The organism is Sphaerimonospora mesophila (genome assembly GCF_001417795.1).
Lineage (GTDB): Bacteria > Actinomycetota > Actinomycetes > Streptosporangiales > Streptosporangiaceae > Sphaerimonospora > Sphaerimonospora mesophila.
In genome coordinates, this window is the sequence record NZ_BCBX01000050.1 from 50846 (window position 1) to 75041 (window position 24196).

Here is a 24196-nt window from a genome sequence, read left to right on the forward strand (position 1 = left end):
TCGCGTGAGACGAGAGGAGATCAAGGCGGGTCTGGCCGAGGTCGAACGGCGGATCGAGGAGGCGTGCCGGGCCGCCGGCCGGCACCGGTCGGAGATCACGCTGATCGCGGTGACCAAGACCTATCCCGCCTCGGACGTACGGGTCCTGAACGAGCTCGGCGTCCGCGACATCGGGGAGAACCGGGACCAGGAGGCGGCCGCCAAGGCGGCCGAATGCGCCGATCTCGATCTGACCTGGCATTTCATCGGTCAGTTACAGACGAACAAGGTCCGCTCTGTCGTGTCCTACGCCGACGTGATCCACTCCGTGGACCGGCCCCGGCTGGTGACGGCACTCGCCCGTGAGGCCGTCCGGGCCGGACGGGAGATCGACTGCCTCGTCCAGGTCACGCTGGACTCCGTCGCCGGCCGGGGCGGGGTCGGGCCGGAGGAGGCCCGGGCGCTCGCCGCCGGCATCGCGTCCGCCGAGGGCCTGCGCCTGCGCGGGGTGATGGCCGTCGCCCCGCTCGGCGGGGACCCCGCCGAGGCGTTCGCCCGGCTGCGCGAGATAGCGGAGACCATCCGCAAGGAGCACCCCGGGGCGGACGTCCTCTCGGCGGGGATGAGCGGGGATCTCGCCCCGGCGATCGCGCACGGCGCGACACATGTGCGGGTCGGTACGGCGTTGCTCGGCCGTAGAAAGGCCATCGTCGGGTAATGTCCCCCAAGCGGACCTTGGTGTCCCAATAGGGACCTTGAAGGCACCAGATAAGCGGGAGGACGACGAGCGATGGCCGGCGCGATGCGCAAGATGGCGGTCTACCTCGGTCTCGTGGAGGACGACCGCTACGAAGACAGGTACGCGGCCGAGTACGGCCCCGACGAGGACTACGCGGACGAGGACTACGACTCGTCGCGCCGCGAGGACACCACTGAGACGGCCGTCCCGGCGCCTCGTTCCTCGACGCCGGTCCTGGAGCGCCGTACGACCGACCTGGCGCGCATCACGACCCTGCATCCGCGCACGTACAACGAGGCGCGCACCATCGGCGAGCACTTCCGGGAGGGCACGCCGGTCATCATGAATCTGACGGAGATGGTTGACAGCGACGCGAAGCGGCTCGTCGATTTCGCGGCGGGTCTCGTCTTTGGCCTACACGGCAGCATCGAACGTGTTACGAACAAGGTGTTCCTGTTGTCTCCCGCCAACGTCGAGGTGACCGCCGAGGACAAGGCCAGAATCGCGGAACGCGGCTTCTTCAATCAGAGCTAGAGTTCCATCATGAACAGTGACCAGATGGAGGCGGGGCCGGGCCGTGGGGATCATTAGAGAACTCGTGGTCTTCGCCCTCTACATCTTTCTGCTTCTGCTGATCGGCAGAATGATCATAGATACGGTGCAGGCGTTCGCCCGCAACTGGCATCCCTCCGGGGTGGTGTTGGTGCTGGCAGAGGTCATATACACCGTGACCGACCCTCCTCTCAGGTTCCTCCGCCGTTTCATTCCGCCCCTCAGGTTGGGTACGGTGGCCTTTGACCTGAGCTTCACAGTGCTGTTCATTGTGATCTTGGTCTTGATCCAAGTCGTGTAGCGCTTCGTTGATCGGGTGCCGTTCGACCGGACAGAGACTCCAAGCGCGCCAAGGAGACCCAAAATGCCGTTGACGCCCGCTGATGTGCGGAACAAGCAGTTCAGTACCACCAGGCTCAGGCCGGGGTACGACGAAGAGGAGGTCGATGCCTTCCTCGACGAGGTCGAGGCCGAGCTCGACCGTCTCATTCAGGAGAACGAGGAGCTCCGTGCGAAGCTGACCGAGTGCCTGCGGGGCAAAGTCCCGGGAGGCATGGGCATGGCGGGTTCACCGCAGATGGCCCCGGCCCCGGTCTCCGAACCCAAGCCGGAGATGATGGTCCCCCAGCCGGAGCCCATGAAAGCCCCCGAGCCTCCCCGCCCGGAGCCGGTCCCCGTCGGTATGGGCATGCCTCCCGCTGAGGACAACATGGACACCGCGGCCCGTGTGCTGGCCCTCGCCCAGCAGACGGCCGACCAGGCCATCGCGGACGCGCGGCGCGAAGCGGACGAGACGGTGACCCGCGCGCGGCGCGAGGCCGACGACATCCTCGGCAAGGCCCGCCGCCAGGCTGAGCAGATCATCGGCGACGCCCGTGCCCGGGCGGAGACTCTGGAGCGTGACGCGCAGGAGCGGCACCGACAGGCCATGGGCACGCTGGTGCAGACCCGCGACGAGCTCGAGCGCAAGGTCGAGGAGCTGCGCAGCTTCGAGCGTGAGTACCGCAGCCGCCTCAAGCTGTACCTGGAGAACCAGCTCGCCGAGCTGAACGTCTCGGCCGAGGGCAGCGGCGGGTTCCCGATCGTCAGCGGCGCACCCGCGATGGCCCACGCGGTCGCTCCGGGTCCCCAGCCGATGGCGGGCGGTCCGAACCCCTTCGCGCAGGAGGCTCCCCAGCACTCCGGCGGCTTCCCGGGCGCCGACGGCCCGCACAACGACCGTCGGTAAGGTTCGCGCCCCCCTTCCCCGACCGCGAACCCGGTAACTCGGAGTCCCCCCGTGATCCTCATCAGTGCCGCTCTGGTTCTCGCCGCCATCGTCCTGCTCATCGCGGGCGTGGTGCTGGCGAAACCGTTTCTCGTGATGTGGTCGATCGTGATCAGCGTGCTGTCCGCGGTCTGCCTGTTGATCGGGGCTCTGCTGAGGCGCCACGAGCTGTTCCCCGCAGGCGGGCGTGCCGCCGTCGGGCCTGTCAACACCCCCCAGGGTCCCTCCGTTCCCCCTCAGTTCCCGAACGCCGTCGCGCACACCGGCGCCATGCCGGTCGGTGCGATGCTCGGTGGGACGCCTGGGCAGCTCCCTCATCACGGGGCGGTCGCCATTCCACCCTCGGCGCCGGTCCCCGCCCCGGCCACCATGCCGGTGGCCGCGCCGGTCACCCGCCCGCCGGTCCCGGCGGCGCGCGGGTTGGGCTCCGACTCGATCGTGCTGGTGATCCCCGGCCGCAGGCGGTTCCATCTGCCGAACTGCCGCCAGCTCGCGGGACGCGAGGTCGAGGAGCTCACCGTCGAGGAAGCCCGCGAGGAGGGCTTCACCCCATGCACCACGTGCCAGGCCGAAGGCCACAGGAGCCCGGAGGCGGCTGAGACCGCCGAGAGTCCGATGGTCGGGCCGATGCCCGAGACCGCCGGACATCCGGAGCGCGGAAAGACCCCGGACGGCCGAGCCGCTCGGGATGACCACAAGACTTCACAGCGCGTTGACGGCTCGGCGGGCGAGACCGTCGACACCGCCCCGGAGGCCGAGACCCCGGAGAGCGCCGCGCGTACGGCGGACCCCGGTGGTACGGACGACCCCGGCGGCCCGCAGCGGCCCGGTGATACCGGCGAGCCCGGCGGTACGGACAAGTCCGGCGACGTCGGCAGGTCCGGTGGCGCAGACCGGTCCGCCGCGAACGAGCCCGGTAACACGGCAAAGCCCGACGACACGGCCAAGCCCGGTAACTCAGCCAAGCCCGGCGGAGCCGACGTTCCCACCAAGGACCCCGAGAGCACCGTCGGTTCGGATGCCGATGAGCCGGATCCCGCCGACACCGCCGAGTTCCCGGCGGTGGTGACCAAGCCGGCCGGATCGGTCGATCGGTCGTCGACGGCGGCCAAGACCACTCCGGCGGAGACCTCCGCGAAGACCCCGGCTTCCCCCGAGCCCAAGGCCTCCGCCGCAGCCGAACCGATCGACTGGTTCAAGCGGCCCGGCCCCGCCTCCGCGGGGAACGCCGCCACAGAGCCGGTGGAGCCGGCCGAGACCGCGGAAGCCGGGCGCGCCGGCCTCCCGGCCCCGGCAGGCTCCACCTCTACTTCACCTTCGGCGTCGACCGCCTCGACCTTCGCCTCCGGCGTCACGGTGCGGGTGATGGTCGGCACTCGGCGCTACCATCGCGCCGAGTGCCCACTGCTGCGTGCCGCCGATAAGGCCGACATCGAGACGATGCCCGGGCAGGAGGCCGAGTCGGCCGGACTGACCCCCTGCTCGGTCTGCGCCGTTACGCCTTCCTGAGCCGGAAGACGAGGCCGAGGTCGGGCTCCTCGTGCGGGGGGAGCGTCTCGTCGGGCGCACCCTCGGTGAAGCTCACCGCGAGGACTTCGTCGGCGACGCTCTGTCCGCCGTCGCGCAGCGCCCGCGCCACCTCGCCGTCGGCCGACCACCACAGCTCGATCCGGTCCGTGATCGACAGGCCCGTCGACTTGCGCGCCTCCTGAACCAGTCGGATCACCTCGCGGACCACGCCGGCCCGGCGCAGCTCATCGGTGATCGTCAGGTCCAGCGCCACCGTCTCGCCCGTGCCGGTGTCGACCGCTCCGGTCTCCACGGCCCAGCCCGTCCTGGGCTGCTCAGTGATGATCACATCGTCCGGGCCGAGCTCGACCGCGCCGAGTTCCGCGATCTCCACCGCCACGGCGGCGCCGGACCGGATGGTCTTGGCCAGGTCCGTGGGGTCGGCGGCGGTCACAGCGGCGGCCACCTGCTTGGTGTGCGAGCCGAAGCGCCTGCCGAGGGTACGGAAGTTCGGCTTCACGGTGAACGTCACCAGGTCGGCCGAGAACGTGGACAGATCCTCCAGCCGCTGGACGTTCAGCTCCTCCGCGATCAGCCGGCGGAGGTCGTCGGGGAGCGCGGACCAGCCGTGCGCGCCGATCAGCGCCCGGCCGAGCGGCTGCCGTGTCTTCACCGACGACGAGGCGCGGGCCGACCGGCCCAGCTCGACGAGCCTGCGCACGAGGGTCATCCGCTCGGACAGCTCGGGGTCGAGCAGGGCGGTGTTCACCTCAGGCCAGGTCGCCAGATGGACCGACGGCGCGGCCTCGCCGTCGCGCAGCACGTCCCACACGTAGTCGGTGATGAACGGCACCAGCGGCGCCATCAGCCGGGTGACGGTCTCCAGGCACTCGTACAGCGTGGCGAACGCCGCGGCCTCCCCGGACCAGAACCTGCGCCGGGACCGCCGGACGTACCAGTTGGACAGGTCGTCCAGGAACTCGGTCAGCCGGCGTCCGGCCCGCGCGGTGGCGAACTCGTCCATCGACTCGGTGACCTCGGCCACGGTCCGGTGCAGCTCGGCCAGCGCCCATCGGTCGATCAGCGGGCGTTCGCCGTACGGCGGGGCCTCGGCGAGCCGCTTCGGCGACCACGACTCGGCATTGGCGTACAGGGTGAAGAACGAGGTCGTGTTCCAGTAGGTGAGCAGGACCTTCCTGACGATCTCCTCAAGCGCGGCGTGGCCGATCCTGCGGGGCGCCCAGGGGGAGCCCGAGGTCGCCATGTACCAGCGGAGGGAGTCCGCGCCGTGCTGGTCCATGAGCGGCATGGGCTGGAGCACGTTGCCGAGGTGCTTGCTCATCTTGCGGCCGTCCTCGGCGAGGATCAGGCCGAGGCACAGCACGTTCTCGTACGACGACCGGTCGAAGACCAGCGTGCCGACCGCCATCATCGAGTAGAACCAGCCGCGGGTCTGGTCGATGGCCTCGCAGATGAACTGGCCCGGATACGACTTCTCGAACACGTCGGCGTTGACGTGCGGCGCGCCCCACTGGGCGAACGGCATCGCGCCCGAGTCGTACCACACGTCGATGACGTCGGGCACCCGCCGGGCCTGCGCCTCACAGGTGGGACAGGGGAACGTCACGTCGTCGACGTACGGCCGGTGCGGGTCCAACGCCGTCAGGTCGCGGCCGGCGAGCTCGCCCAGCTCCTTGAGGGAGCCCACACAGGTGACGTGGTCTTCCGGGCAGGTCCACAGCGGCAGCGGGGTGCCCCAGTAGCGGGACCGCGACAGCGCCCAGTCGACGTTGTTACGCAGCCATTCGCCGTACCGGCCGTGCTTGATCGTGTCCGGGAACCAGTTCGTCCGCTCGTTCTCGGCGAGCAGCCTCTCCTTGATCGCGGTCGTCCTGATGTACCAGGAGGGGAGCGCGTAGTAGAGCAGCGGAGTGTGGCAGCGCCAGCAGTGCGGGTAGCTGTGCTCGAAGTGGCCGCCGCGGAAGAGCAGGCCGCGCTCGCGCAGGTCCGCCGTGAGCGCCTCGTCGGCGTCCTTGAAGAACGTCCCGCCGACCAACGGCACGTCCGGCAGGAAACGGCCGTCCGGCCCGACCGGGTTGACCACCGGCATGCCGTACCGCTTGCAGACGGCCATGTCGTCGGCGCCGAAAGCGGGCGCCTGGTGGACCAGGCCGGTGCCGTCCTCGACCGTGACGTACGTGCCGAGCACGACGTAGTGCGCGTCCTCGATGTCGACCAGGTCGAACGGCCGGGTGTAGGTCGTGTGCTCCAGTTCGGCGCCGGAGAAGGCGGCCAGCACCTCGGCGTCCTCGCCGAGGACCCGCGTCAGCAGCGGCTCGGCCACTACCAGCACCTCGTCGCCGTGCCTGGCGGCCACATAGGTGACGTCCGGGTGTACGGCGACCGCGGTGTTGGACACGAGGGTCCACGGGGTGGTGGTCCAGATCAGCAGCGAAGCGCCCAGCTCGGCCAGCGGACCGGAGGTCGCGGGCATGCGTACGAACACCGACGGGCTGGACACGGTCTCGTACCCGCCCGGCTGGCCCAGCTCGTGGTCGGACAGGCCGGTGCCGCAGCGCGGGCAGTAGGGCGTGATCCGGTGATCGCGGAACAGCAGCCCCTTGTCCCAGATGACCTTGAGCGACCACCAGACGGCCTCGACGTACCGGGGGTCCATGGTGCGGTAGGCCTGGGACATGTCGACCCAGTAGCCCATCCGCTCGGTCATCTCCTCGAACGCGTCGACGTGCCGCAGCACCGACTCGCGGCACTTGGCGTTGAACTCGGCGATGCCGTACGCCTCGATCTCGGGCTTGCCGGACAGGCCCAGTTCCTTTTCGACCGCGACCTCGACCGGCAGGCCGTGGCAGTCCCAGCCCGCCTTGCGGGGGACGTGGTAGCCGCGCATCGACTTGTAGCGGGGGAAGACGTCCTTGAAGACGCGGGCCTCGATGTGGTGGACGCCCGGCATGCCGTTCGCCGTTGGCGGGCCCTCGTAGAAGACCCAGGACGGGCCGGCGGCGTTCTGCTCCAGCGAGCGCTCGAACACCTTTCCGTCCCGCCAGCGGTCGAGCACCTCGCGCTCCAGCGCCGGCAGGTCGACCTGCGCGGGCAGCGAGCGGAAACAGGGGGAAGACTCGGAAGACATAGTCGGGCGGGACCTCCACGCGTGGTCATGACATGACGCGAAGGGACGAAGCCTGCGGCTCCGCGGTACCACCCTTCTTGGCGTCCGGGCACTTCCACTCTCGTCGCGAGCACGGTGCTCTCGCCGGGAACTCGGGGCCGGGCGCCCTCTCGTTTCGTCCTGCTGCCGGTTCTACTCGGCCGACGCGTCGCCGTGCACGGCCTTTCTTCCGGCGGCTCCGGGGTGATCTTCCCGCCGCGACCCGCCCCGGGCTCACACCGTCCCCGGGTCGCTCACGCGAGTGGATGCGGAGGTACTGTCCCCATCGACACCTTGCAGACTATGACGATAACGCAGACCGGCCGTGAGAGCTTCCTGATATCCGTCGGCCGCCCGCGCGGCGGGGCGCTCAAGGGCTGAAGCGGTACCCCATTCCGGGCTCCGTGATCAGATGGACGGGGTGGGCCGGATCCGGTTCGAGCTTCCGGCGGAGTTGGGCCAGGTACTGGCGCAGGTAGTGGGTCTCTTTGATGAAGGTCGTGCCCCAAACCTCGGTCAGCAACTGCCGCTGGCTCACCAGCCTGCCGGGGTTGCGCACGAGGATCTCCAGGATGTGCCACTCGGTGGGCGTCAGCCGTACCTCGCCCGAGACGGTCTTACCGACCAGATCGACGACGTGTTCGCCGATCCGGACGCGGGCGAGCTCGCCCTCCGGTACGGCGGCCCGCCGGGTGATGGCCCGGACCCGGGCCAGTAACTCGTCGATGCTGAACGGCTTGGTGACGTAGTCGTCGGCCCCGGCGTCGAGCGCGGCGACCTTGTCGGCGCTCTCGGCCCGGCCGGAGAGCACCAGGATCGGCACAGCGGACCAGCCGCGCAGCCCGTGGACGACCTCCACCCCGTCCATGTCCGGCAGGCCGAGATCGAGTACGACCAGGTCGGGGTGCCGGTCGGCGGCCACGCGCAGGGCCGAGGTCCCGTCGGAGGCGACCTCGACCTGATAGTGGCGGGCGGTCAGGTTGATCCGGAGCGCTCTGAGGAGCTGCGGTTCGTCGTCCACGACGAGGACACGGGTCACGGGGCCTCCGATCGTCGCTCGCACGCCGGCGTGCTCACCGGTGCGCTCACCGGCAGTGCGAGCACCATGGTGAGCCCGCCGCCCGGCGTCTCCTCAGGGACGAGACTGCCCTTCATCGCCTCGGCCAGCCCTCGGGAGAGCGCGAGGCCCAGGCCGACTCCGGTGTGGTTGTCCCGGTCGCCGAGCCGCTGGAAGGGCAGGAAGACCCGGTCGTGTGCCTCAGACGGGATGCCCGGTCCACGGTCGATGACGCGAATCTCCACGTTGTTCCCGTGGTGGCCGGCCCGGATCAGGACCTTGTCGCCCGGCGGAGTGTAGCGGAGCGCGTTGGTCACCAGGTTGACGAGGATGCGTTCCACCAGCGGCGGGTCGACGGCGATCTCCGGCAGTTCGACGGAGATGTCGGTCTCGAGCCTGTCCCGGAGGGGACCGAGATCGTCGAGGGCGTGGGGGACGACCTCCTCCAGGGCGACCGGCTGGAGTGCGACGCCGAGCACGCCGGCCTGCAGCCTGCTCATGTCGAGCAGGTTCGCGACCAGACGGTCCAGCTTGGCGAGGGACTCGTCCGCGGTGGCGAGCAGTTCCTCCTGGTCCTCGCGCGACCAGTCGATCTCGGTCGTCCGCAGGCTCTCCACGGCGGCCTTCGCCGACGCCAGGGGAGTCCGCAGGTCGTGGCTGACGGCGGCGAGCAGCGCGGTGCGCATCCTGTCGGCCTCGGCGAGCGGCTTGGCCTGCTCGACCTCCGCCTTCAGCCGCTCCTGACGCAGCGCGACGACGATCTCGGCGGCGAACGCCTCGAGCACGCGGCGGCCGGAGGCGTCCGGAAGCCGTCCGCGGGCGGCGAGGACCAGGTCGTCGCCGACGTCCACGTCCGTGTCAGCGCCGCCGGGGCAGGTGCACGGGGGGCCTCCGGAGGTCGCCGCGATCAGCCACGTCTCTGGATCGGACCGGTCGTCCGGACCGCGCCCCGCCTCCGGGCGTCGTTCCAGGAGAGTGACGGAGGTGAAGCCGAAGGCCTCCCTCATCCGGGCGAGCAGTGACGGCACGGCGGCCTCGCCCCGGAGCACGTGCCCTGCCAGGGTCGAGAGGATCTCGGCGTCCCTGCCGGCGGCGGCCGCCTCCCGCGTCCGGCGTGCGGCGATGTCGACGACCGTGCTGACCGCGGCGGCGACCAGCACGAAGACGACGAGGGCGAAGAGGTTCTCCGGGTCCGCGATCGTGAACTCGCCCGTGGGCGGTGTGAAGTAGTAGCCGAGCAGCAGCGACCCGCCGACCGCCGCCGTGATCGCCGGCCACATGCCCCCGATCAGGGCCACGCCGATCACGGTGGTGAGGAACAGCAGGATGAAGCTCAGCAGCGCCAGCGTGTCGCGGTACGGCACCAGCGCGGCGGTGAGCATCGGCAGCACGGCGACGGCGACCGCCCAGCCGGCGAGCCGGCGGCCCCGGGTCAGCGCGGCGCGGGACCCGGAGGAGCGACGCCGCCCCCGCCTGGCCTCGTCATGGGTGATCATGTGGACGTCGATCGGCCCGGAGCGGGCGATGGTCTCGACGCTCACACCTCTGCTGAGGATCTGGGCGAGCCGGCCCCGCCGGGATGCGCCGAGCACGAGCTGGGTGGCGTTCACGCCCCGGGCGAACTCCAGCAGCGCCCGCGGCACGTCGTCACCCACCACCTGGTGATAGCTGCCGCCGAGGCTTTCCACGAGCGCGCGCTGGCGGGTCAGGAGTGCCGGATCCCCGCCCAGCAGGCCGTCGCCGCCGGTGACGTGAACGGCCAGCAGATCCGCGCCCTTGGTCCTGGCCGTGATGCGGGCGGCCCGCCGGATCAGGGTGTCGCCCTCGCGTCCTCCGGTCAGCGCGACGACGACCCGCTCCCTGGCCTCCCAGGGCACGGTGATGCCCTGCTCGGCCCGGTAGCGGTCGAGCTGGTCGTCGACCTTCCCGGCGACCCACAGCAGCGCCAGCTCCCGCAGCGCGGTCAGGTTGCCAACGCGGAAGTAGTTGGACAGGGCGGCGTCCACCTGCTCCGGCCCGTAGACGTTGCCGTGTGCCAGGCGGCGGCGCAGTGCCTCCGGCGACATGTCGACCAGCTCGACCTGGTCGGCGCGCCGGACCACCTCGTCCGGCACGGTCTCGCGCTGCCGGACACCGGTGATCTGCTCGACCACGTCGTTGATCGATTCCAGGTGCTGCACGTTGACGGTGGAGATCACATCGATGCCGGCGTCGAGGATCTCCTCGATGTCCTGCCACCGTTTGGCGTTGCGCGAGCCCGGCACGTTGGTGTGGGCGAGCTCGTCGATCAGCGCGATCTTCGGCGCCCGTCTCAGGACGGCGTCGACGTCGAGCTCGGCGAACGCGGTCCCACGGTGGACGACCGGCTTGCGGGGGACCACTTCCAGGCCCACGACCAGCTCCGCCGTACGGGGCCTGCCGTGGGTCTCGACCAGGCCCACGACGACGTCCCGGCCGCGATCGAGGGCGCGCAGGCCCTCGCCGAGCATCGCGTAGGTCTTGCCCACCCCGGGTGCCGCGCCGAGGTAGACACGCAGCCGCCCGCGTCGCATGCCGATCAGCGCTCCTTGCCGAGAGCCCGGTCGAGAGCCAGGTTGAGTTCCAGCACGTTGACCGCCGGTTCGCCCATGAACCCGAGTGCCCGGCCCATGGTGTGCTCCCTGATGAGCGCCTCCACCGCGGCCGGGGCGAGGCCGCGTTCTCGGGCGACCCGGGGTGCCTGTAGTTCCGCGTAGGCGACGGAGATATGCGGATCGAGGCCGCTGCCGCTCGCCGCAACGGCGTCCGGCGGGACGACCGCTCGGACATCTCCGCGGACGGGAACGGTGCGGCCGGTCGCGTAGTCTCCGTCCGGACTCGCGCATTCTACCTTCACACCCTGGTAGATGGAGAGAAACGGCCTGACCGGGCAGGGCTGGTTGACGCTGACGGCCCTGGCGACCGGGCCGACGGCCGGGAAGACCTTCAGCACCGCGCCGACTCCGTCCGTCGTGCAGTACGGCCTGGCCCCGCTCACCCCCTCCAACTCCCCGACGGCCTTCGACCGGGCGCAGACCTGGGTGAGCAGCGACGGCCTGCCGGGGCTGTCGACGACGTCCTCGGGGCCGAGGTTCCTCGCCGAGGTGGACAGCGGGTCGTAACCGTCGCCCGCGGCGGACGGGCGGCTCTGGAAGTACTTCCTGACCGGGTTCCCGTTCCGGTCCGTGAAGAGCTGGCCGATCAGCGCGCTGCCGACGTTCTTCCCGTTCTCCCGCACGATCGATCCGCTCGCCCGGTCGTGGAAGAAGGCCTGGGCGACGCCGGTGACCGCCAGCGGGTACAGCCCGCCGAGGATCAGCGTGAGCACCACGAGGGTTCTGACGGCCGTGGGGACCTGCCGGGTGAGCCGGCCGGGGAGGCGAGTCATGCGAATCATCAGGACATCACCGGCAGCAACAGGTCGATTATCTTGATCCCGACGAAGGGGGCGACGATGCCGCCCAGGCCGTACAGGGAGAGATTGCGCGACAGCAGCTTGGACGCGCTCGCGGGCCGGTAGCGCACCCCGCGCAGAGCCAGGGGGATCAACGCGACGATCACCAGGGCGTTGAAGACGACGGCGGACAGGATGGCCGATCGCGGGCTGTGCAGCCGCATGATGTTCAGCACGTCCAGGCCCGGGTAGACCGCGGCGAACACCGCCGGGATGATCGCGAAGTACTTGGCGATGTCGTTGGCGATCGAGAACGTGGTGAGCGCGCCACGCGTGATCAGGAGCTGCTTGCCTATCTCGACGATCTCGATGAGCTTCGTCGGGCTGGAGTCGAGGTCGATCATGTTGCCGGCCTCCTTGGCCGCCGAGGTGCCGGTGTTCATCGCGACTCCGACGTCGGCCTGGGCCAGGGCAGGGGCGTCGTTGGTGCCGTCCCCGGTCATGGCGACCAGTCTGCCGCCCTCCTGCTCCTGCTTGATCAGGGCGAGCTTGTCCTCGGGGGTGGCCTCGGCGAGGAAGTCGTCCACCCCCGCCTCCCGGGCGATCGCCCGCGCGGTCACCGGGTTGTCCCCGGTGATCATCACGGTCCGGATGCCCATCTCGCGCATCTCCGCGAACCGCTCGCGGATGCCCTCCTTGACCACGTCCTTCAGGTGGATGACCCCGAGCGCCCGGGCTCCGTCCTCGGTCGCCTCCCCGACCACGAGGGGGGTGCCGCCGGAGGCGGAGACACCGTCGACGATGGCGGCCACGTCGCCGCCGGGACGTCCGCCGTTGACCACGATCCACTCGGTGACCGCGGCCGCCGCGCCCTTGCGTATCCTGCGCCCGTTCACGTCCACGCCCGACATGCGGGTCTGCGCGGTGAAGGCGGCCCACTCCGCGTGTTCCAGCTCGCCCGGCCGCCGCTCGCGCAGGCCGTACGCCCGCTTGGCGTGGACGACGACCGAGCGGCCCTCGGGGGTCTCGTCGGCGAGGCTGGCGAGCTGCGCCGCCTCGGCCAGCTCCAGTTCGGAGACGCCGTCGACCGGGACGAACTCCGACGCCTGCCGGTTGCCCAGCGTGATGGTGCCGGTCTTGTCGAGGAGCAGAGTGTGCACGTCGCCGGCGGCCTCGACCGCCCGGCCGCTCATCGCCAGTACGTTGCGCTGGACGAGGCGGTCCATGCCCGCGACGCCGATGGCCGACAGCAGCGCTCCGATGGTCGTCGGGATGAGGCAGACGAGAAGCGCGGTCAGTACGACACCGGTGACCCCGTCGGAGTCGAGGGTGAGCGTGTCCGGGATGCCGGGGTTCTGGGCCTTGGAGTAGATCGCCAACGGCTGCATGGTCGCCACACCGACCAGGAAGATGATGGTGAGAGCGGCCAGGAGGATGTTCAGGGCGATCTCGTTGGGGGTCTTCTGCCGGTCGGCGCCCTCGACGAGGCCGATCATCCGGTCGATGAAGCTCTCGCCGGGCCGCCGGGTGATCCGTACGACGATCCGGTCCGACAGGACCTTGGTGCCACCGGTGACGGCGCAGCGGTCGCCGCCGGACTCGCGGATCACCGGCGCGGACTCGCCGGTGATGGCCGATTCGTCCACCGAGGCGATGCCCTCGACGACGTCGCCGTCACCGGGGATGATCTCCCCCGCCTCGACCACGACGACGTCGCCCTGACGGAGCTCGGCGGCGCCCACGACGTCCCACGCGGCACGTCCGTCCGGCGTCCCGTTCCTGAGCCGGCGTGCCGTGGTGTCGCGCCTGGCCGCCCGCAGCGTCGCCGCCTGGGCCTTGCCCCGGCCCTCGGCCACCGCCTCGGCCAGGTTGGCGAACAGCACGGTCAGCCACAGCCATCCCGTGATCGCCCAGGCGAAGCCCGAGGGGTCGGCGATCGCCAGGACCGTCGTGAACACCGCGCCGATCTCGACGACGAACATCACGGGGTTGCGCCACAGCGTGGCGGGGTTCAGTTTCCTGATCGCGTCAGGGAGTGATGTGAGGAGCCGGTGCGGCTCGAGCACGCCGCCTCTGACCCTGACTTCCACCGATGTTGACATTTCCTATGAAAGTCCTTCTGCGAGCGGCCCGAGTGCGAGGGAGGGGAGGAAGGTGAGGGCGACGAGGATGACCGTCACCCCGATCACCATTCCGACGAACTGCGGCCGGTGGGTGGGCAGGGTGCCGGCCGACTCGGGGACGGCGGACTGCGTCGCCAGCGACCCGGCGAGCCCGAGCACCAGGATGATCGGCAGGAACCGGCCGATGACCATGCACAGGCCGAACACCACGTCGTACCAGGGCGTGTTCACCGTCAGCCCGGCGAACGCCGATCCGTTGTTGTTGGACGTGCTGACGAAGCCGTAGAGCACCTCGGACAGGCCGTGCGGCCCGCTGTTCAGCATGCTCGCGCGCTGCTCGGGAGAGGCCATGGCCAGCGCCGTGCCGACCAGCACCAGGATCGGCATGACCAGGAAGTACGCCCCGGCGAGCTTGATCTCACGGGGGCCGATCCGCTTGCCCAGATACTCCGGGGTCCGGCCCACCATGAGTCCCGCCACGAAGACCGTGATCACGGCGAGGACGAGCATGCCGTACAGTCCCGAGCCGGCGCCACCGGGGGCCACCTCGCCGAGCATCATGTCGACCATGGTCATCATGCCGCCGAGCGGCGTGTAGGAGTCGTGGAACGAGTTGACCGCACCGGTGCTGGTGAGCGTGGTTGCCGCGGCGAAGGCGGCCGAGTCGGCGACCCCCAGCCGGACCTCCTTGCCCTCCAGCGCCGCGCCGATCGCCTGCGGCACGGTGCCGCCGGCCGAGAGTTCGAAGACACCGGTCAGGGTGACGCTCGTCAGGGCCATCACCGCCATGATCGCCGTGATGGCGTGCCCCTGCCTGACCTGGCCGACCATCCGGCCGAAGGCGCGTGGCAGGGAGAACGGGATCAGCAGGATCGCGAAGATCTCGATCCAGTTCGTCCAGCTCGTCGGGTTCTCGAAGGGATGCGCGGCGTTGGCGTTGTAGAAGCCGCCGCCGTTCGTGCCCAGCTCCTTGATGATCTCCTGGCTCGCGACCGGGCCCCCGGTGACGTCCTGGGCGCCCCCTGTCAGGGTCGTCAGCTCCTGCGGGCCCGCGAAGTTCTGCACCACCCCGCCCGCCACCAGCGTGAGCGCGCCGACGAACGCGATCGGCAGCAGGATGCGGATCGTGCCGCGGACCAGGTCCACCCAGAAGTTGCCGAGCAGGTCGGTCCGGCCGCGTGCGAAGCCGCGCACCAGCGCGATCGCCACCGACATGCCGGCGGCTGCCGACACGAAGTTCTGCACGGCCAGCCCGGCCATCTGCGTCAGGTGGCCCATGGTGGACTCACCGGAGTACGACTGCCAGTTGGTGTTGGTCACGAAGCTGATCGCCGTGTTCCAGGCGATGTGATCGGGCACCGGTCCCATGCCGAGACTCAGGAAGAGCCTGTCCTGGAGCCGCTGCAGGCCGTACAGGGCCAGGACGGACACCGCGGAGAAGGCCAGCACGGCGCGCGCGTAGCCGCCCCAGGTCTGCTCCGCGTCCGGCCGGACGCCGATCAGGCGATAGACGACGCGCTCGACGGCGCTGTGACGAGTCCCCGAATAGACCCGGTACATGTAGTCGCCAAGCGGCCTGTGCACCAGGGCCAGGGAGACGACGAGGGAGGCGATGAAGACGACCCCGGACACTAGAAACGCTCCGGGAACAGCATCGCCACAATCATGAAGACGACCAGGCCGGTCGCGATGACGAGGCCGGCGGCGTTGACGGCGCTCACAGCCGTTCCACCGCCCGCACCAGGAGCCCGAAGGCCGCGAATATCACGACCGTCAGGGCGACGAAGACGACGTCGGTCATCCCCACTCCTTCACGCCGAGGCTTCGCTCGTCCCCGGGAAACGGGGGGCGGCATGAGCCAAGCGAATACCCCGCTGTACCTCTGGTGGGGTTTCTTGACGTGTTCCCTACGCCGGAGCGATGGGTATTTACGCGCTCCGTACGCCGCCGGGGGCGCGGGGCGGCCGGGTTCGTCCCCGGTCAGGAACCGCCGGTGAGGCGGCGGAGCACGGCCTGCTTGGCCGTACGGAACTCCTCGTCGGTGAGCACACCGGATCGGTGCAACTCGCCGAGCTCGGTCAGCCGGCGGATGAGCACGTCGTGATCGTCGGGCGCCTCGTGGCCGTCGGCGGCGGGCGGGGGGAGCGGGAGGGGCTCCTTCGTCTCGCGCGGCAGGCGGGCGAGCACGGCGGCGGCGACGAGGGCAGTCGTGCCGCCGAAGCGCTGCACGCCCCAGGACAGGCAGCGCGGGTCATTCTCCGGCGGCCCGCCCGGTCCGGCGCCCTTCAGCCGGAAGCGGAGGCTGCCGTAGCCCAGACCGGACTGGGGCTTCCACTCCACGCCGGCCAGGTCGGCCAGCGGGAACTCCTGCGGACCGGCGGACTCCTTGACCGACTTCGCGAACAGGGTCCACTCGATGCGCACGCGCTCGCCGTCGAAGCTCACGACGCCGTCGCCCGCGGAGGCCGACACGGGTACGGCAGGGCCGGGCAGGAGGAAGCCGTCGCAGGGGTCGCTCGGCGTCTGCCAGATCTGAAGGGAGTCGCGGATCTCGTCGGCGAGGTATTCCGCTGCGCCCGTACGGTCCTTGGGGACGGCCAGGCGGTAGGGGTCAGCGGGGGCGCCGAGTCCGCCGGCGACGGCCTCCGTCAGCGGGTCGGCCCCTTTCCTGAGGCGAAGCCGCAGGTGGCCCCCCTTGCGTGCGGGCTCGAAGGCCGCTCCGGCGATCGCCTGGAGCGGTATCACCAGCTCTCCGAGCACCTTCCGCAGCTCATGGACGTCCTTCCCGCTGCCCGGCACGATCCGCAGCCGTTCACCGTCGAACGTCCATGATCCGTCCGATACGACGATCTCCGCCATGCCGCCAGCCTAGAACACGGCGACCGTCTCATATTCCCGACATCGTGGGCGCGTCAGTTTTTGCGGGCGACGGCCCCGAGGATCCCGGGCCTGCTCAGGTCGACCTCCGTCTCCCATGGCGGATCGGGACGCCAGGCCTGCACCGGGACGACGCCGGGCTCCAGGATCTCCAGACCGTCGAAGAACGACGTGATCTGTGGCAGCGTCCGGCCCGCGATGCCGCCGGAGGAGGTCGCCGAGTACACCTTCTGGCCCTCGGCGACCGTGTCTCCGATCTCGGTCTCGCCCTGGTAGATGTGGGAGAGCACCAGATGGCCGCCCGGGACCAGCCGGTCCCTGATCGAGGCGGCGATGGCGGCCGCCGCGTCGTCCTCCGGCACGAAGTGGAGCACCGCGACCAGCAGCACGGCGAACGGCCGGGTCAGGTCGATGTGCGCGCGGACCGCCGGGTCGTCGAAGATCGCGTCCGGATCCCGCAGGTCGCCGCGCATCACCGCGGTGTCCTGGTCGTTCGCGAGCAGCGCCTGGGCATGGATGAGGACGACGGGATCGTTGTCGACGTACATCACCCGGGACCCGGGCGCGTGCCGCTGCGCCACCTGGTGGACGTTCTCCTGAGTCGGCAGCCCGGCGCCGACGTCGATGAACTGCGTGACCCCGGAACGGGCCAGATGCCGTACGGCACGGCCGAGGAAGCCGCGGTTCTCCCTGGCGACCTCGCGTGCGTCGTTGCCCATCTGCCGGCCGATGGCGATCATCTTCTCGGCGGCCTCGCGGTCGGCCGCGAAGTTGTCCTTGCCGCCCAGGTAGTAGTCGTACATCCGGGCGACGCTGGGGATGGTCGGGTCGATACCCGTCGGCACCTGCTTGGGATCGTCCATCTGGCCGCCTCTCAAGAACCGTCTGCGCGGATTCTAGGCGAAAGATCACTAACCTGGGAATAACGGATCCCGATCGAGAGGCGTGATCGAGCCCGTCGGACGGTGGTCCCCCGAGCCGATCGCGATCAGGTGAAGAGGCGGGCGACGGCATGGCCCGCCGCCGCCGCCATCACACCGAGCACCAGGCTGCCGACGGCATTGGCCGCGGCCTTTCCCGTCGATCCCTCCTCGAGCAGGCGAACCGTCTCGAAGCCGAAGGTGCTGAAGGTGGTGAGCGCGCCGCAGAAACCGGTCCCGGCCAGCACGGTCACCTCGTGCGGCAGGCCGAGCGCGGGGCCGGCGCCGAGCAGGAGGCCGAGGACGAACGACCCGGCGAGGTTGACCGTCAGCGTGCCCCAGGGGAACACGCTGTCGTGGTGTCGCTGCACGAACCGGTCGATGAGGTAGCGCGCGGGCGCGCCGACGGCTCCGCCGAGGAAGACGAGCAGGACGGTCATGCGGCGAGGAAACCGATCCCGAGAGAGACCCTTGGCGAGGTCTTCGGTGAGGAATGTGTGCACGCCGATGGTGGGAGGGCGTCTCGCGCCGGTCGGCCAGGCCCGGCGGGAAGATCTGTCTCTGGGAATGCCCTCATGTCCGCCCTCCTCCGAGACGACGAAAGCCGCCGGCGCGTCGCCAGGAGCCATCAGCCGTCGGTGGCGGTTCGGGCGGCCGGGCGAGACACCGTTGGGAAACGCCGCCCGGGCGGGATCCATCGCCGTGCCGATCAGTTTACGTGTGCGGATGCGCGAATCGTCAATCCGTACAGGGGCACGATGCCTGGTCGAGGGGGAAACGCATGCGTTTGTCCCGGGCGTCTCCCGAGCAGCGGGGCAGGCCGCGGTGGGGCCCCTTGAGCGCGGGCGTTCCGCCGACGTTCCCGGAGGCTTCGGGGAAGGGGGCCGGAGGTGAAATCGCACGAGACCGCGGCCAGGTTGACGATCTTGGTGGGGGAGAACGACCAGTACCGGCACCGGCCGCTGTACGCCGAGATCGTGCATCGGGCCCACCACATGGGATTGGCCGGGGCGAGCGTGTTCCGCGGCATGGAAGGCTACGGCGCCTCCTCGCTCATCCACACGAGCCGTCTGCTGTCACTCGGCGAGGACCTGCCGGTCGCCGTCGTCATCGTCGACACCCGAGAGAAGATCACCGCATTCCTCGCGGAACTCGACGAGATGGTCATCGACGGCCTGGTCCTCGTCGACGAGGTCGAGGTGCACCGCCACCGGACCCGTCCACGATGACTCCGTCCATCTCTTCCGGCCGGCATACCGGCGGGCGAGGTGCGCGTGGTGACCGCGGAGCGATTCGCCCACCGGGTCGTCGAGTGCGGCGGCGTCGCGGTTCACCATTGTCGCTGCACCTCTCGTGTCATACGAGCGCCGGGCAGATCCTTTCGCGTCGCCCGTACGTCGTACATCGACAGCGTTCGAGCCCTCAGCCGGCCGCCCACCGGGATGTGGGCGGAAGGCAGGGGCATGACCGCACTCACTGCGCTTCGGCTTCGCCCGGCGCCCGGCCGACGGGCCCGTCCGTAAGGCGCGGTTCGGCCGGCCCGTCCGTCCGTACGGGGGCCCGCCCCACGGCACGGCGACCGGCGCTCAGGCTCGTGATCGTCACGGTGGTCAGGACCGCGACGATGACCCCCAGCGAGGCGAGCGTGGGAATCTGTGGGACCCAGGTCCAGATGCCGTGCGCCCAGTGCAGGATCAGCTTGAGCCCGATGAAGGCCAGGATGATGCTCAGCCCGTGGTTGAGATGCCGCAACTTCGTCAGGGCGCTCTGCAGCACGAAGTAGAGCGCCCGCAGGCCCAGCAGGGCGAAGGCGTTGGTGGCGAAGACGAGGAACGGGTCGCTGGTCACGCCGTACACGGCGGGCACCGAGTCGACGGCGAAGACGATGTCGGTGGTGAAGACGGCGGCGGCGGCCAGCGCCAGCGGGGTGAGCGCGAGCCGGCCCTTCTCCCGGACGATCAGCCGGGAGCCGCGATAGTCGCCGGTGACCGCCACGAAGCGCCGTAGCAATCGGACGCTGCGCATGCCGGAGACATCGATCTCCTGCTTGTGCCCGCCCAGTGCGTCTCTGAGGATCTTGCCGGCGGTGATCATCAGTATCACGCCGAACAGCAGGAACGCCCACGTGCCGCTCCGCAGCGCGGCGGCCCCGAGCGCGATGAAGATCGCGCGCAGCACGAGTGCCCCGATGATTCCGTACAGCAGGACCTGCCGGGCCAGCGCCGCGGGGACCGCGAAGGCCGACAGCAGCAGCATGAACACGAACAAGTTGTCCACCGACAGCGCCTTCTCCACCGCGTACCCGGTGAAGAACTCCAGCGCGGTAGTGGGTCCGAAGACACCCCACAGGTAGGCGCCGAAACCCACAGGGAGCAGGAGATAGAAGACCGACCAGCCCACTGCCTCGCGCATCCGCACCTCGTGGGAACCGCGGGACAGCACGAGGTCCGCCGCCAGCAGGAGCAGCACCACGGCAACGGTGATGGTCCACAGATTCAGTGAAGCAACCGATTCGATCTCGGCTGCGGGCAGCTTCGCCCCGGGCATGGCCTCTCCTCGAACGCGCTCGATCGTTCGAGGTCTCCTTCACCCGGATGACGCGGGCGGCCGTCCGGGGACATCATGAGATGTCCGTACTGACCGGAGGTCGGCTCTTGGGAAGTACTCCCCTCGTCCGGCCCAGAGTAGGGCACTTCCCCCACATCGATCCACTACTTGTGCGGGTCTCGTCCCGACTCGTGGATGCCACCGAACTGGAGGAGTGCCCGGACCGGTTGCGACGCTTACACGGCCTGTCCGTTCACCTCGATCGTGACGCCTGGCTTCTCGGCCCAGAAGGCGAGCAGTCCGGCGATCTCCTCGACCCTCGGGTACGGCTTCGCATAGGACCAGACCACGTCCTCGGCCATACCATCACCGGTCTGAACCGACCAGTAGGTGGCGTCGCCCTTGAACGGGCAGTGCGACGTCGTCGTCGATGGTCTGAGCATGTCCGTCTCCACGTCCGCCGGCGGCAGGTAGTAGCGCGGTGGACAGCCCGTCTCGGTGAGCACGATCGGCCGGGAGGAGGACGCGACGACCACGTCCTTGACCCGCACCACGACCTGATCCGATACGGGCGTGACCTCGATTTCATGTCCTCGTGTGTTCATAGACCGATCCCATCAAACGTTTTCTATGGCCGCCGGCGGGGGTGCTCGGTGTGCGCGCCACGGACGCCCAGGACTGTCGGACCCCGGTGTCATGATGTATTCGTGGTGATCGTTTTCGACGCCGAGCTGTGGATATGGGATGCCCGGCGCGCCGACACGTGGACCTTCGTCAGCCTGCCTGCCGAGGCATCCGAGGAGATCCGTGACCTGGCGGGCGGACTGCGTCGCGGCTTCGGTTCGCTGCGGGTGCGGGTCACGGTCGGCGGGAGCACATGGAAGACCTCGATCTTCCCGGACAGCGCCCGTGGCAGATACGCATTGCCCATCAAACGTGCTGTCCGTACGGCCGAAGCCCTCGACGTGGGTGACATCGCGACCGTGACCATCGAACTCATCGACTTTTGACCACATGGGCGACAAGCCGGCCTCAGCGCACACTCCGCTGGCGGACCTGCTCAATCAAGGCGGAGCCGGAGAAGTCGCATCCGTCGAACTCAAAACCCACCCGAACTCGTTGGCGTCGGTGAGCGCGACGGCCACATGACGGTCAAAACGATCGAAAGGCCGGTCCCTGATCTTGGGAACCGGCCTGTGAGCTGGGGTTTCGTGGTGGGGCTACCTGGACTCGAACCAGGGACCTCTTCCTTATCAGGGACCGGGAAGCGTGTATTCGCGCCCGTGGTCAGAGCGCAATTAATGGGTAAACTCCCAGGTGAGAGGCATGATCGAATGCCCGATGGTGACCATGTGTCACCTAAGGTGACGCTCAGTCTCACGGTCAAATGACGGTCAAACGATCAAGGAGGTGATCGCCGGTTGGGCTACTCCCGCAAGCGGGTCGGTCGCAACGGCAAGCCGAGGTACACCGCCTACTACTTCGACATCAAGGGGATGGAGAAGTCCGCGGGTACTTTCTCGAACAAGAAGGACGCCGACGCGGCCTGGAGGAAGGCCGAGGCCAGGGTGTCCGAGGGCCGAGCGGGTGATCCGAAGCGGGGGCGCCAGCCGTTCGAGCGTTACGTGCTCGACGTATGGCTGCCGAACCACGAGATGGAGGCGACTACCCGTCAGAAGTACACCTACGCCATCCACAGGCACCTGATCCCGGAGTTCGGCAACCTCAGGATGATCGACATCCTTCCTGAGCACGTACGCCAGTGGGTGGCCATCATGAAGAAGAACGGCATCTCGCCGGTGACCATCAAGAGCAACATGGTCATTCTCAGCGCCATCTTTACAACCGCACTTCACGACCAGGTGACCTACCTGCACCCCTGCAAGGGGGTGAAGACGCCGCCCGTCGTCCCGAAGCCGCTGACCATCATCACGCCGGAGCAGTTCAACACCCTGTACATGGCGCTCCCCGACAGCGACAGCCAGTTGCTGGTGGAGACCGCGATCGAGACCGGCTTGCGCTGGGGCGAGTTGACCGAGCTCCGTGTCAGAGACCTTGACGTCCCCTCTCGGATCCTGACCATCAGCCGTGCAGTCGTCGAGGTCAACCCGAAGTTCCACCCGCAGGGCGAACGGTTTCTCGTCAAGCCGTACCCGAAGGACAAGGAGTTCCGCCGCTTCAAGCTGACGGCTCAGATCGTCATGAAGCTCCAAGCTCACGCCAAGGCCGAGAAGCTTGGCCGCAACGACCTGTTCTTCAGGTGGCATCACGACCCGACGCCGAGGAAACGCGTACGCGTGGTCCCCGACCCTGACAAGCTTGGATACACCGAGCCGAACTCGGCCGGCCGGTCCTACAAGCATGGGACCTGCACCGCCTACACCAACGGCAGGTGCCGCTGTGAGCACTGCCGTGCCGCATACGCCATCTATCGGGCCGAGCGACGGGCCCTCGGCAAGGACAACCCGCGGCAACCTCGGAACCGCGACACCGACGGTCACATCCCCGCCGACTGGTTCCGACGCCAGGTCTGGCAGAAGGCCCTCGCCGAAGCGGAGCTGGAGAGCAGGGTACGGATCCACGATCTCCGCCACGCTCATGCCTCATGGCTGCTATCCGGCGGGGCAGACCTCCAGGTCGTGAAGGAACGCCTCGGCCACGCGTCTATCAAGACCACTGAGAAGTACCTGCACACCCTTGACGACGCCGATGAGACAGCACTCGACGCCTTCACCAAGATTCGCAACCGCAGCGGACGCCAATCGTCCTGAGGTGACATGGCTCGCCCCGGGACCCGCGTACCGGGGCAGCAATGTTCCTCTCATTAGAACCCGACCTGACCAGGCGCGTTGCGCACGATGTGCAGCGTGGTGCGTTAGATCCGCTGACTCCACTCCACCAGGGCACCGGCGAAGTCGGCGTCGGCGAACACGAACCGGATCGGGGTGACCAGGCACGCACTGAGCAGGGTGGTCTTGACTCCGTCGCGGTCTTGGGCCGAGGCCGCCATCACGCACACGACCGGCAGGAGGCCGAGGGTGTCGGTGACGATGAACCGCTTGCGTCCGTTGATCTTCTTGCCTGCGTCATACCCCCGCGACTCGCGGCCGACGGTGTCGGCGCCCTTGACGCTCTGGGAGTCGATGATGCCAGCCGAGGATTCCCCGGCCCGTCCCTGCGCTGTGCGCACGCGCCGCTGCTGTACCAGGGCCGCGCGCAGCGCTTTCCCCTGCTGCGGCACCTATGTATGGGCCCGACAGGGCTACCGCGGAAGCAGATTCATCGGCTGGGGCGCACGAGGTGCTGGAGATCGCACGCCGCGACGGGGGCAACCGGCGAACCTGGGCCAGGACAGGTGCACAAGTCGTTTCGATACTCACAGTCTCCGCATCAAAGCACTGGCCAAAGCCAAGTACTCCAATGCCTCTTGCTCCGAATCCGGAAGATCAACGCCATGGGCGCGAGGGTTACGCAGGCCACCCATAGCGCCAGCGAACAAGAACCGAAAGCCTTCTTGCTCGTCTTGAGCATTCCGACCTGTGTGGCGAGCCACGCTTATCAGCGGAGATGCGGGATTGAAAGCCTTGTGCATCAATGAGACGCCTGATTCATTGAGCTGAGTCTTCTGCTGCACCTCGTGCTCGACAGCTTGGAATGCGGCGAGGACCGCGCGGCTGTAGTGACCGTCGGCGAACAGGGCTCCTGCTGCGTCTGAGATCTTGGGATGCAAGCCGGGAAGTTCCACACGACGCCGGGACACCTGGGCCTGTGTCCTCACAGGCTCGATGCTGGCCGTCACGTGGTGCGCGTGGGTGGATATGCCAGGGGAATTGTGGTATGTGACATTGGTGATCTTGTAACGCTTGACTTTGCCCGTAGGCAAAGGTTTTTCGATCAGATCGCCTTCTTCTACATCGGCGTCTATTCCGAACAACGCTTTGTGTTCCTGGACAGCGCCATAGATTTCGATCCGCTCCTCACCATTGGCTCCTTGGCGAATAAGCGTGAGCTTCTCACTCACTCGTGCCAGGATGCCGCCAGGGCGTTG

The 24196-nt window shown here is 68.9% G+C and carries 22 protein-coding genes; 8 read left to right on the forward strand and 14 right to left on the reverse strand.

The window, feature by feature from the left end:
• The first annotated feature begins 4 nt into the window (after positions 1-4).
• The 5 genes from AP234_RS29605 (at position 5) to AP234_RS29625 (ending at position 4046) form a co-directional block, all read left to right on the forward strand.
• On the forward strand, positions 5-697 hold the full coding sequence (locus AP234_RS29605) for a YggS family pyridoxal phosphate-dependent enzyme (protein WP_055483045.1): 693 nt from the start codon (positions 5-7) through the stop codon (positions 695-697).
• 72 nt (positions 698-769) lie between these two features.
• Positions 770-1252, forward strand: coding sequence for a cell division protein SepF (locus AP234_RS29610; RefSeq protein ID WP_055483046.1), 483 nt, complete (start codon positions 770-772; stop codon positions 1250-1252).
• 43 nt (positions 1253-1295) lie between these two features.
• Positions 1296-1571: a YggT family protein gene (locus tag AP234_RS29615; RefSeq protein WP_055483047.1), complete on the forward strand. Its 276-nt coding sequence runs from the start codon at positions 1296-1298 to the stop codon at positions 1569-1571.
• Positions 1572-1634: 63 nt separating this feature from the next.
• Positions 1635-2498, forward strand: a complete 864-nt coding sequence (locus AP234_RS29620; RefSeq protein WP_055483048.1) for a DivIVA domain-containing protein — start codon at positions 1635-1637, stop codon at positions 2496-2498.
• 51 nt (positions 2499-2549) lie between these two features.
• The gene (locus AP234_RS29625) at positions 2550-4046 is read left to right on the forward strand and encodes a hypothetical protein (RefSeq protein WP_055483049.1); all 1497 of its coding nucleotides are present in this window, start codon (positions 2550-2552) and stop codon (positions 4044-4046) included.
• Here AP234_RS29625 and ileS read toward each other — a convergent pair.
• From ileS to crcB, 10 genes are all read right to left on the reverse strand, one after another.
• The gene (ileS, locus tag AP234_RS29630; protein ID WP_055483050.1) at positions 4033-7194 is read right to left on the reverse strand and encodes an isoleucine--tRNA ligase; all 3162 of its coding nucleotides are present in this window, start codon (positions 7192-7194) and stop codon (positions 4033-4035) included. The genes AP234_RS29625 and ileS overlap by 14 nt on opposite strands.
• Positions 7195-7582: 388 nt before the next feature.
• Entirely contained in the window at positions 7583-8251 is a 669-nt protein-coding gene (locus AP234_RS29635) for a response regulator (RefSeq protein WP_055483051.1), read from the reverse strand.
• On the reverse strand, positions 8248-10821 hold the full coding sequence (locus tag AP234_RS29640) for a DUF4118 domain-containing protein (RefSeq protein WP_055483052.1): 2574 nt from the start codon (positions 10819-10821) through the stop codon (positions 8248-8250). Before AP234_RS29640 ends, AP234_RS29635 begins: the two co-directional genes overlap by 4 nt.
• A 5-nt stretch (positions 10822-10826) precedes the next feature.
• A complete protein-coding gene (locus tag AP234_RS29645; RefSeq protein WP_055483079.1) occupies positions 10827-11675 on the reverse strand; it encodes a potassium-transporting ATPase subunit C in 849 nt (282 codons plus the stop codon).
• A gap of 8 nt (positions 11676-11683) precedes the next feature.
• On the reverse strand, positions 11684-13783 hold the full coding sequence (gene kdpB, locus AP234_RS29650) for a potassium-transporting ATPase subunit KdpB (RefSeq protein ID WP_055483053.1): 2100 nt from the start codon (positions 13781-13783) through the stop codon (positions 11684-11686).
• A 3-nt stretch (positions 13784-13786) separates the two neighbouring features.
• The gene (kdpA, locus tag AP234_RS29655; RefSeq protein WP_055483054.1) at positions 13787-15436 is read right to left on the reverse strand and encodes a potassium-transporting ATPase subunit KdpA; all 1650 of its coding nucleotides are present in this window, start codon (positions 15434-15436) and stop codon (positions 13787-13789) included.
• On the reverse strand, positions 15436-15525 hold the full coding sequence (kdpF, locus tag AP234_RS29660) for a K(+)-transporting ATPase subunit F (protein ID WP_055483055.1): 90 nt from the start codon (positions 15523-15525) through the stop codon (positions 15436-15438). The genes kdpA and kdpF overlap by 1 nt, the downstream gene beginning before the upstream one ends.
• A 259-nt stretch (positions 15526-15784) precedes the next feature.
• Complete coding sequence (locus AP234_RS29665; RefSeq protein ID WP_055483056.1) at positions 15785-16663, reverse strand: DUF4429 domain-containing protein; 879 nt, start codon at positions 16661-16663, stop codon at positions 15785-15787.
• Positions 16664-16716: 53 nt separating this feature from the next.
• Complete coding sequence (locus tag AP234_RS29670) at positions 16717-17544, reverse strand: SAM-dependent methyltransferase (protein ID WP_055483057.1); 828 nt, start codon at positions 17542-17544, stop codon at positions 16717-16719.
• Between the two features lie 125 nt (positions 17545-17669).
• On the reverse strand, positions 17670-18041 hold the full coding sequence (gene crcB / locus AP234_RS29675) for a fluoride efflux transporter CrcB (protein ID WP_055483058.1): 372 nt from the start codon (positions 18039-18041) through the stop codon (positions 17670-17672).
• 450 nt (positions 18042-18491) lie between these two features.
• On the opposite strand from crcB, the gene AP234_RS29680 reads away from it, so the two are divergent.
• A complete protein-coding gene (locus AP234_RS29680) occupies positions 18492-18830 on the forward strand; it encodes a DUF190 domain-containing protein (protein ID WP_055483059.1) in 339 nt (112 codons plus the stop codon).
• 244 nt (positions 18831-19074) lie between these two features.
• On the opposite strand, the gene AP234_RS29685 is transcribed toward AP234_RS29680, so the two are convergent.
• Entirely contained in the window at positions 19075-20148 is a 1074-nt protein-coding gene (locus AP234_RS29685) for a TerC/Alx family metal homeostasis membrane protein (RefSeq protein WP_083502558.1), read from the reverse strand.
• A 236-nt stretch (positions 20149-20384) separates the two neighbouring features.
• Entirely contained in the window at positions 20385-20753 is a 369-nt protein-coding gene (locus tag AP234_RS29690) for a DUF427 domain-containing protein (protein ID WP_055483060.1), read from the reverse strand.
• A gap of 102 nt (positions 20754-20855) precedes the next feature.
• Between AP234_RS29690 and AP234_RS29695 the strand changes: the two genes are divergently transcribed.
• Together AP234_RS29695 and AP234_RS29700 are read left to right on the forward strand one after the other, a co-directional pair.
• Positions 20856-21158 carry a DUF1905 domain-containing protein gene (locus AP234_RS29695; protein WP_055483061.1) on the forward strand — a complete coding sequence of 101 codons (303 nt, stop codon included), beginning with the start codon at positions 20856-20858 and terminating at the stop codon, positions 21156-21158.
• A 411-nt stretch (positions 21159-21569) separates the two neighbouring features.
• Positions 21570-22919, forward strand: coding sequence for a tyrosine-type recombinase/integrase (locus AP234_RS29700; RefSeq protein ID WP_055483062.1), 1350 nt, complete (start codon positions 21570-21572; stop codon positions 22917-22919).
• A 104-nt stretch (positions 22920-23023) separates the two neighbouring features.
• Here the strand turns inward: AP234_RS29700 and AP234_RS38215 are convergent, their stop codons facing one another.
• Both AP234_RS38215 and AP234_RS35500 read right to left on the reverse strand, forming a co-directional pair.
• A complete protein-coding gene (locus AP234_RS38215) occupies positions 23024-23389 on the reverse strand; it encodes a transposase (protein WP_083502559.1) in 366 nt (121 codons plus the stop codon).
• A gap of 135 nt (positions 23390-23524) precedes the next feature.
• On the reverse strand, positions 23525-24169 hold the full coding sequence (locus AP234_RS35500; protein ID WP_160330512.1) for a TIGR02391 family protein: 645 nt from the start codon (positions 24167-24169) through the stop codon (positions 23525-23527).
• Positions 24170-24196 lie beyond the last annotated feature (27 nt).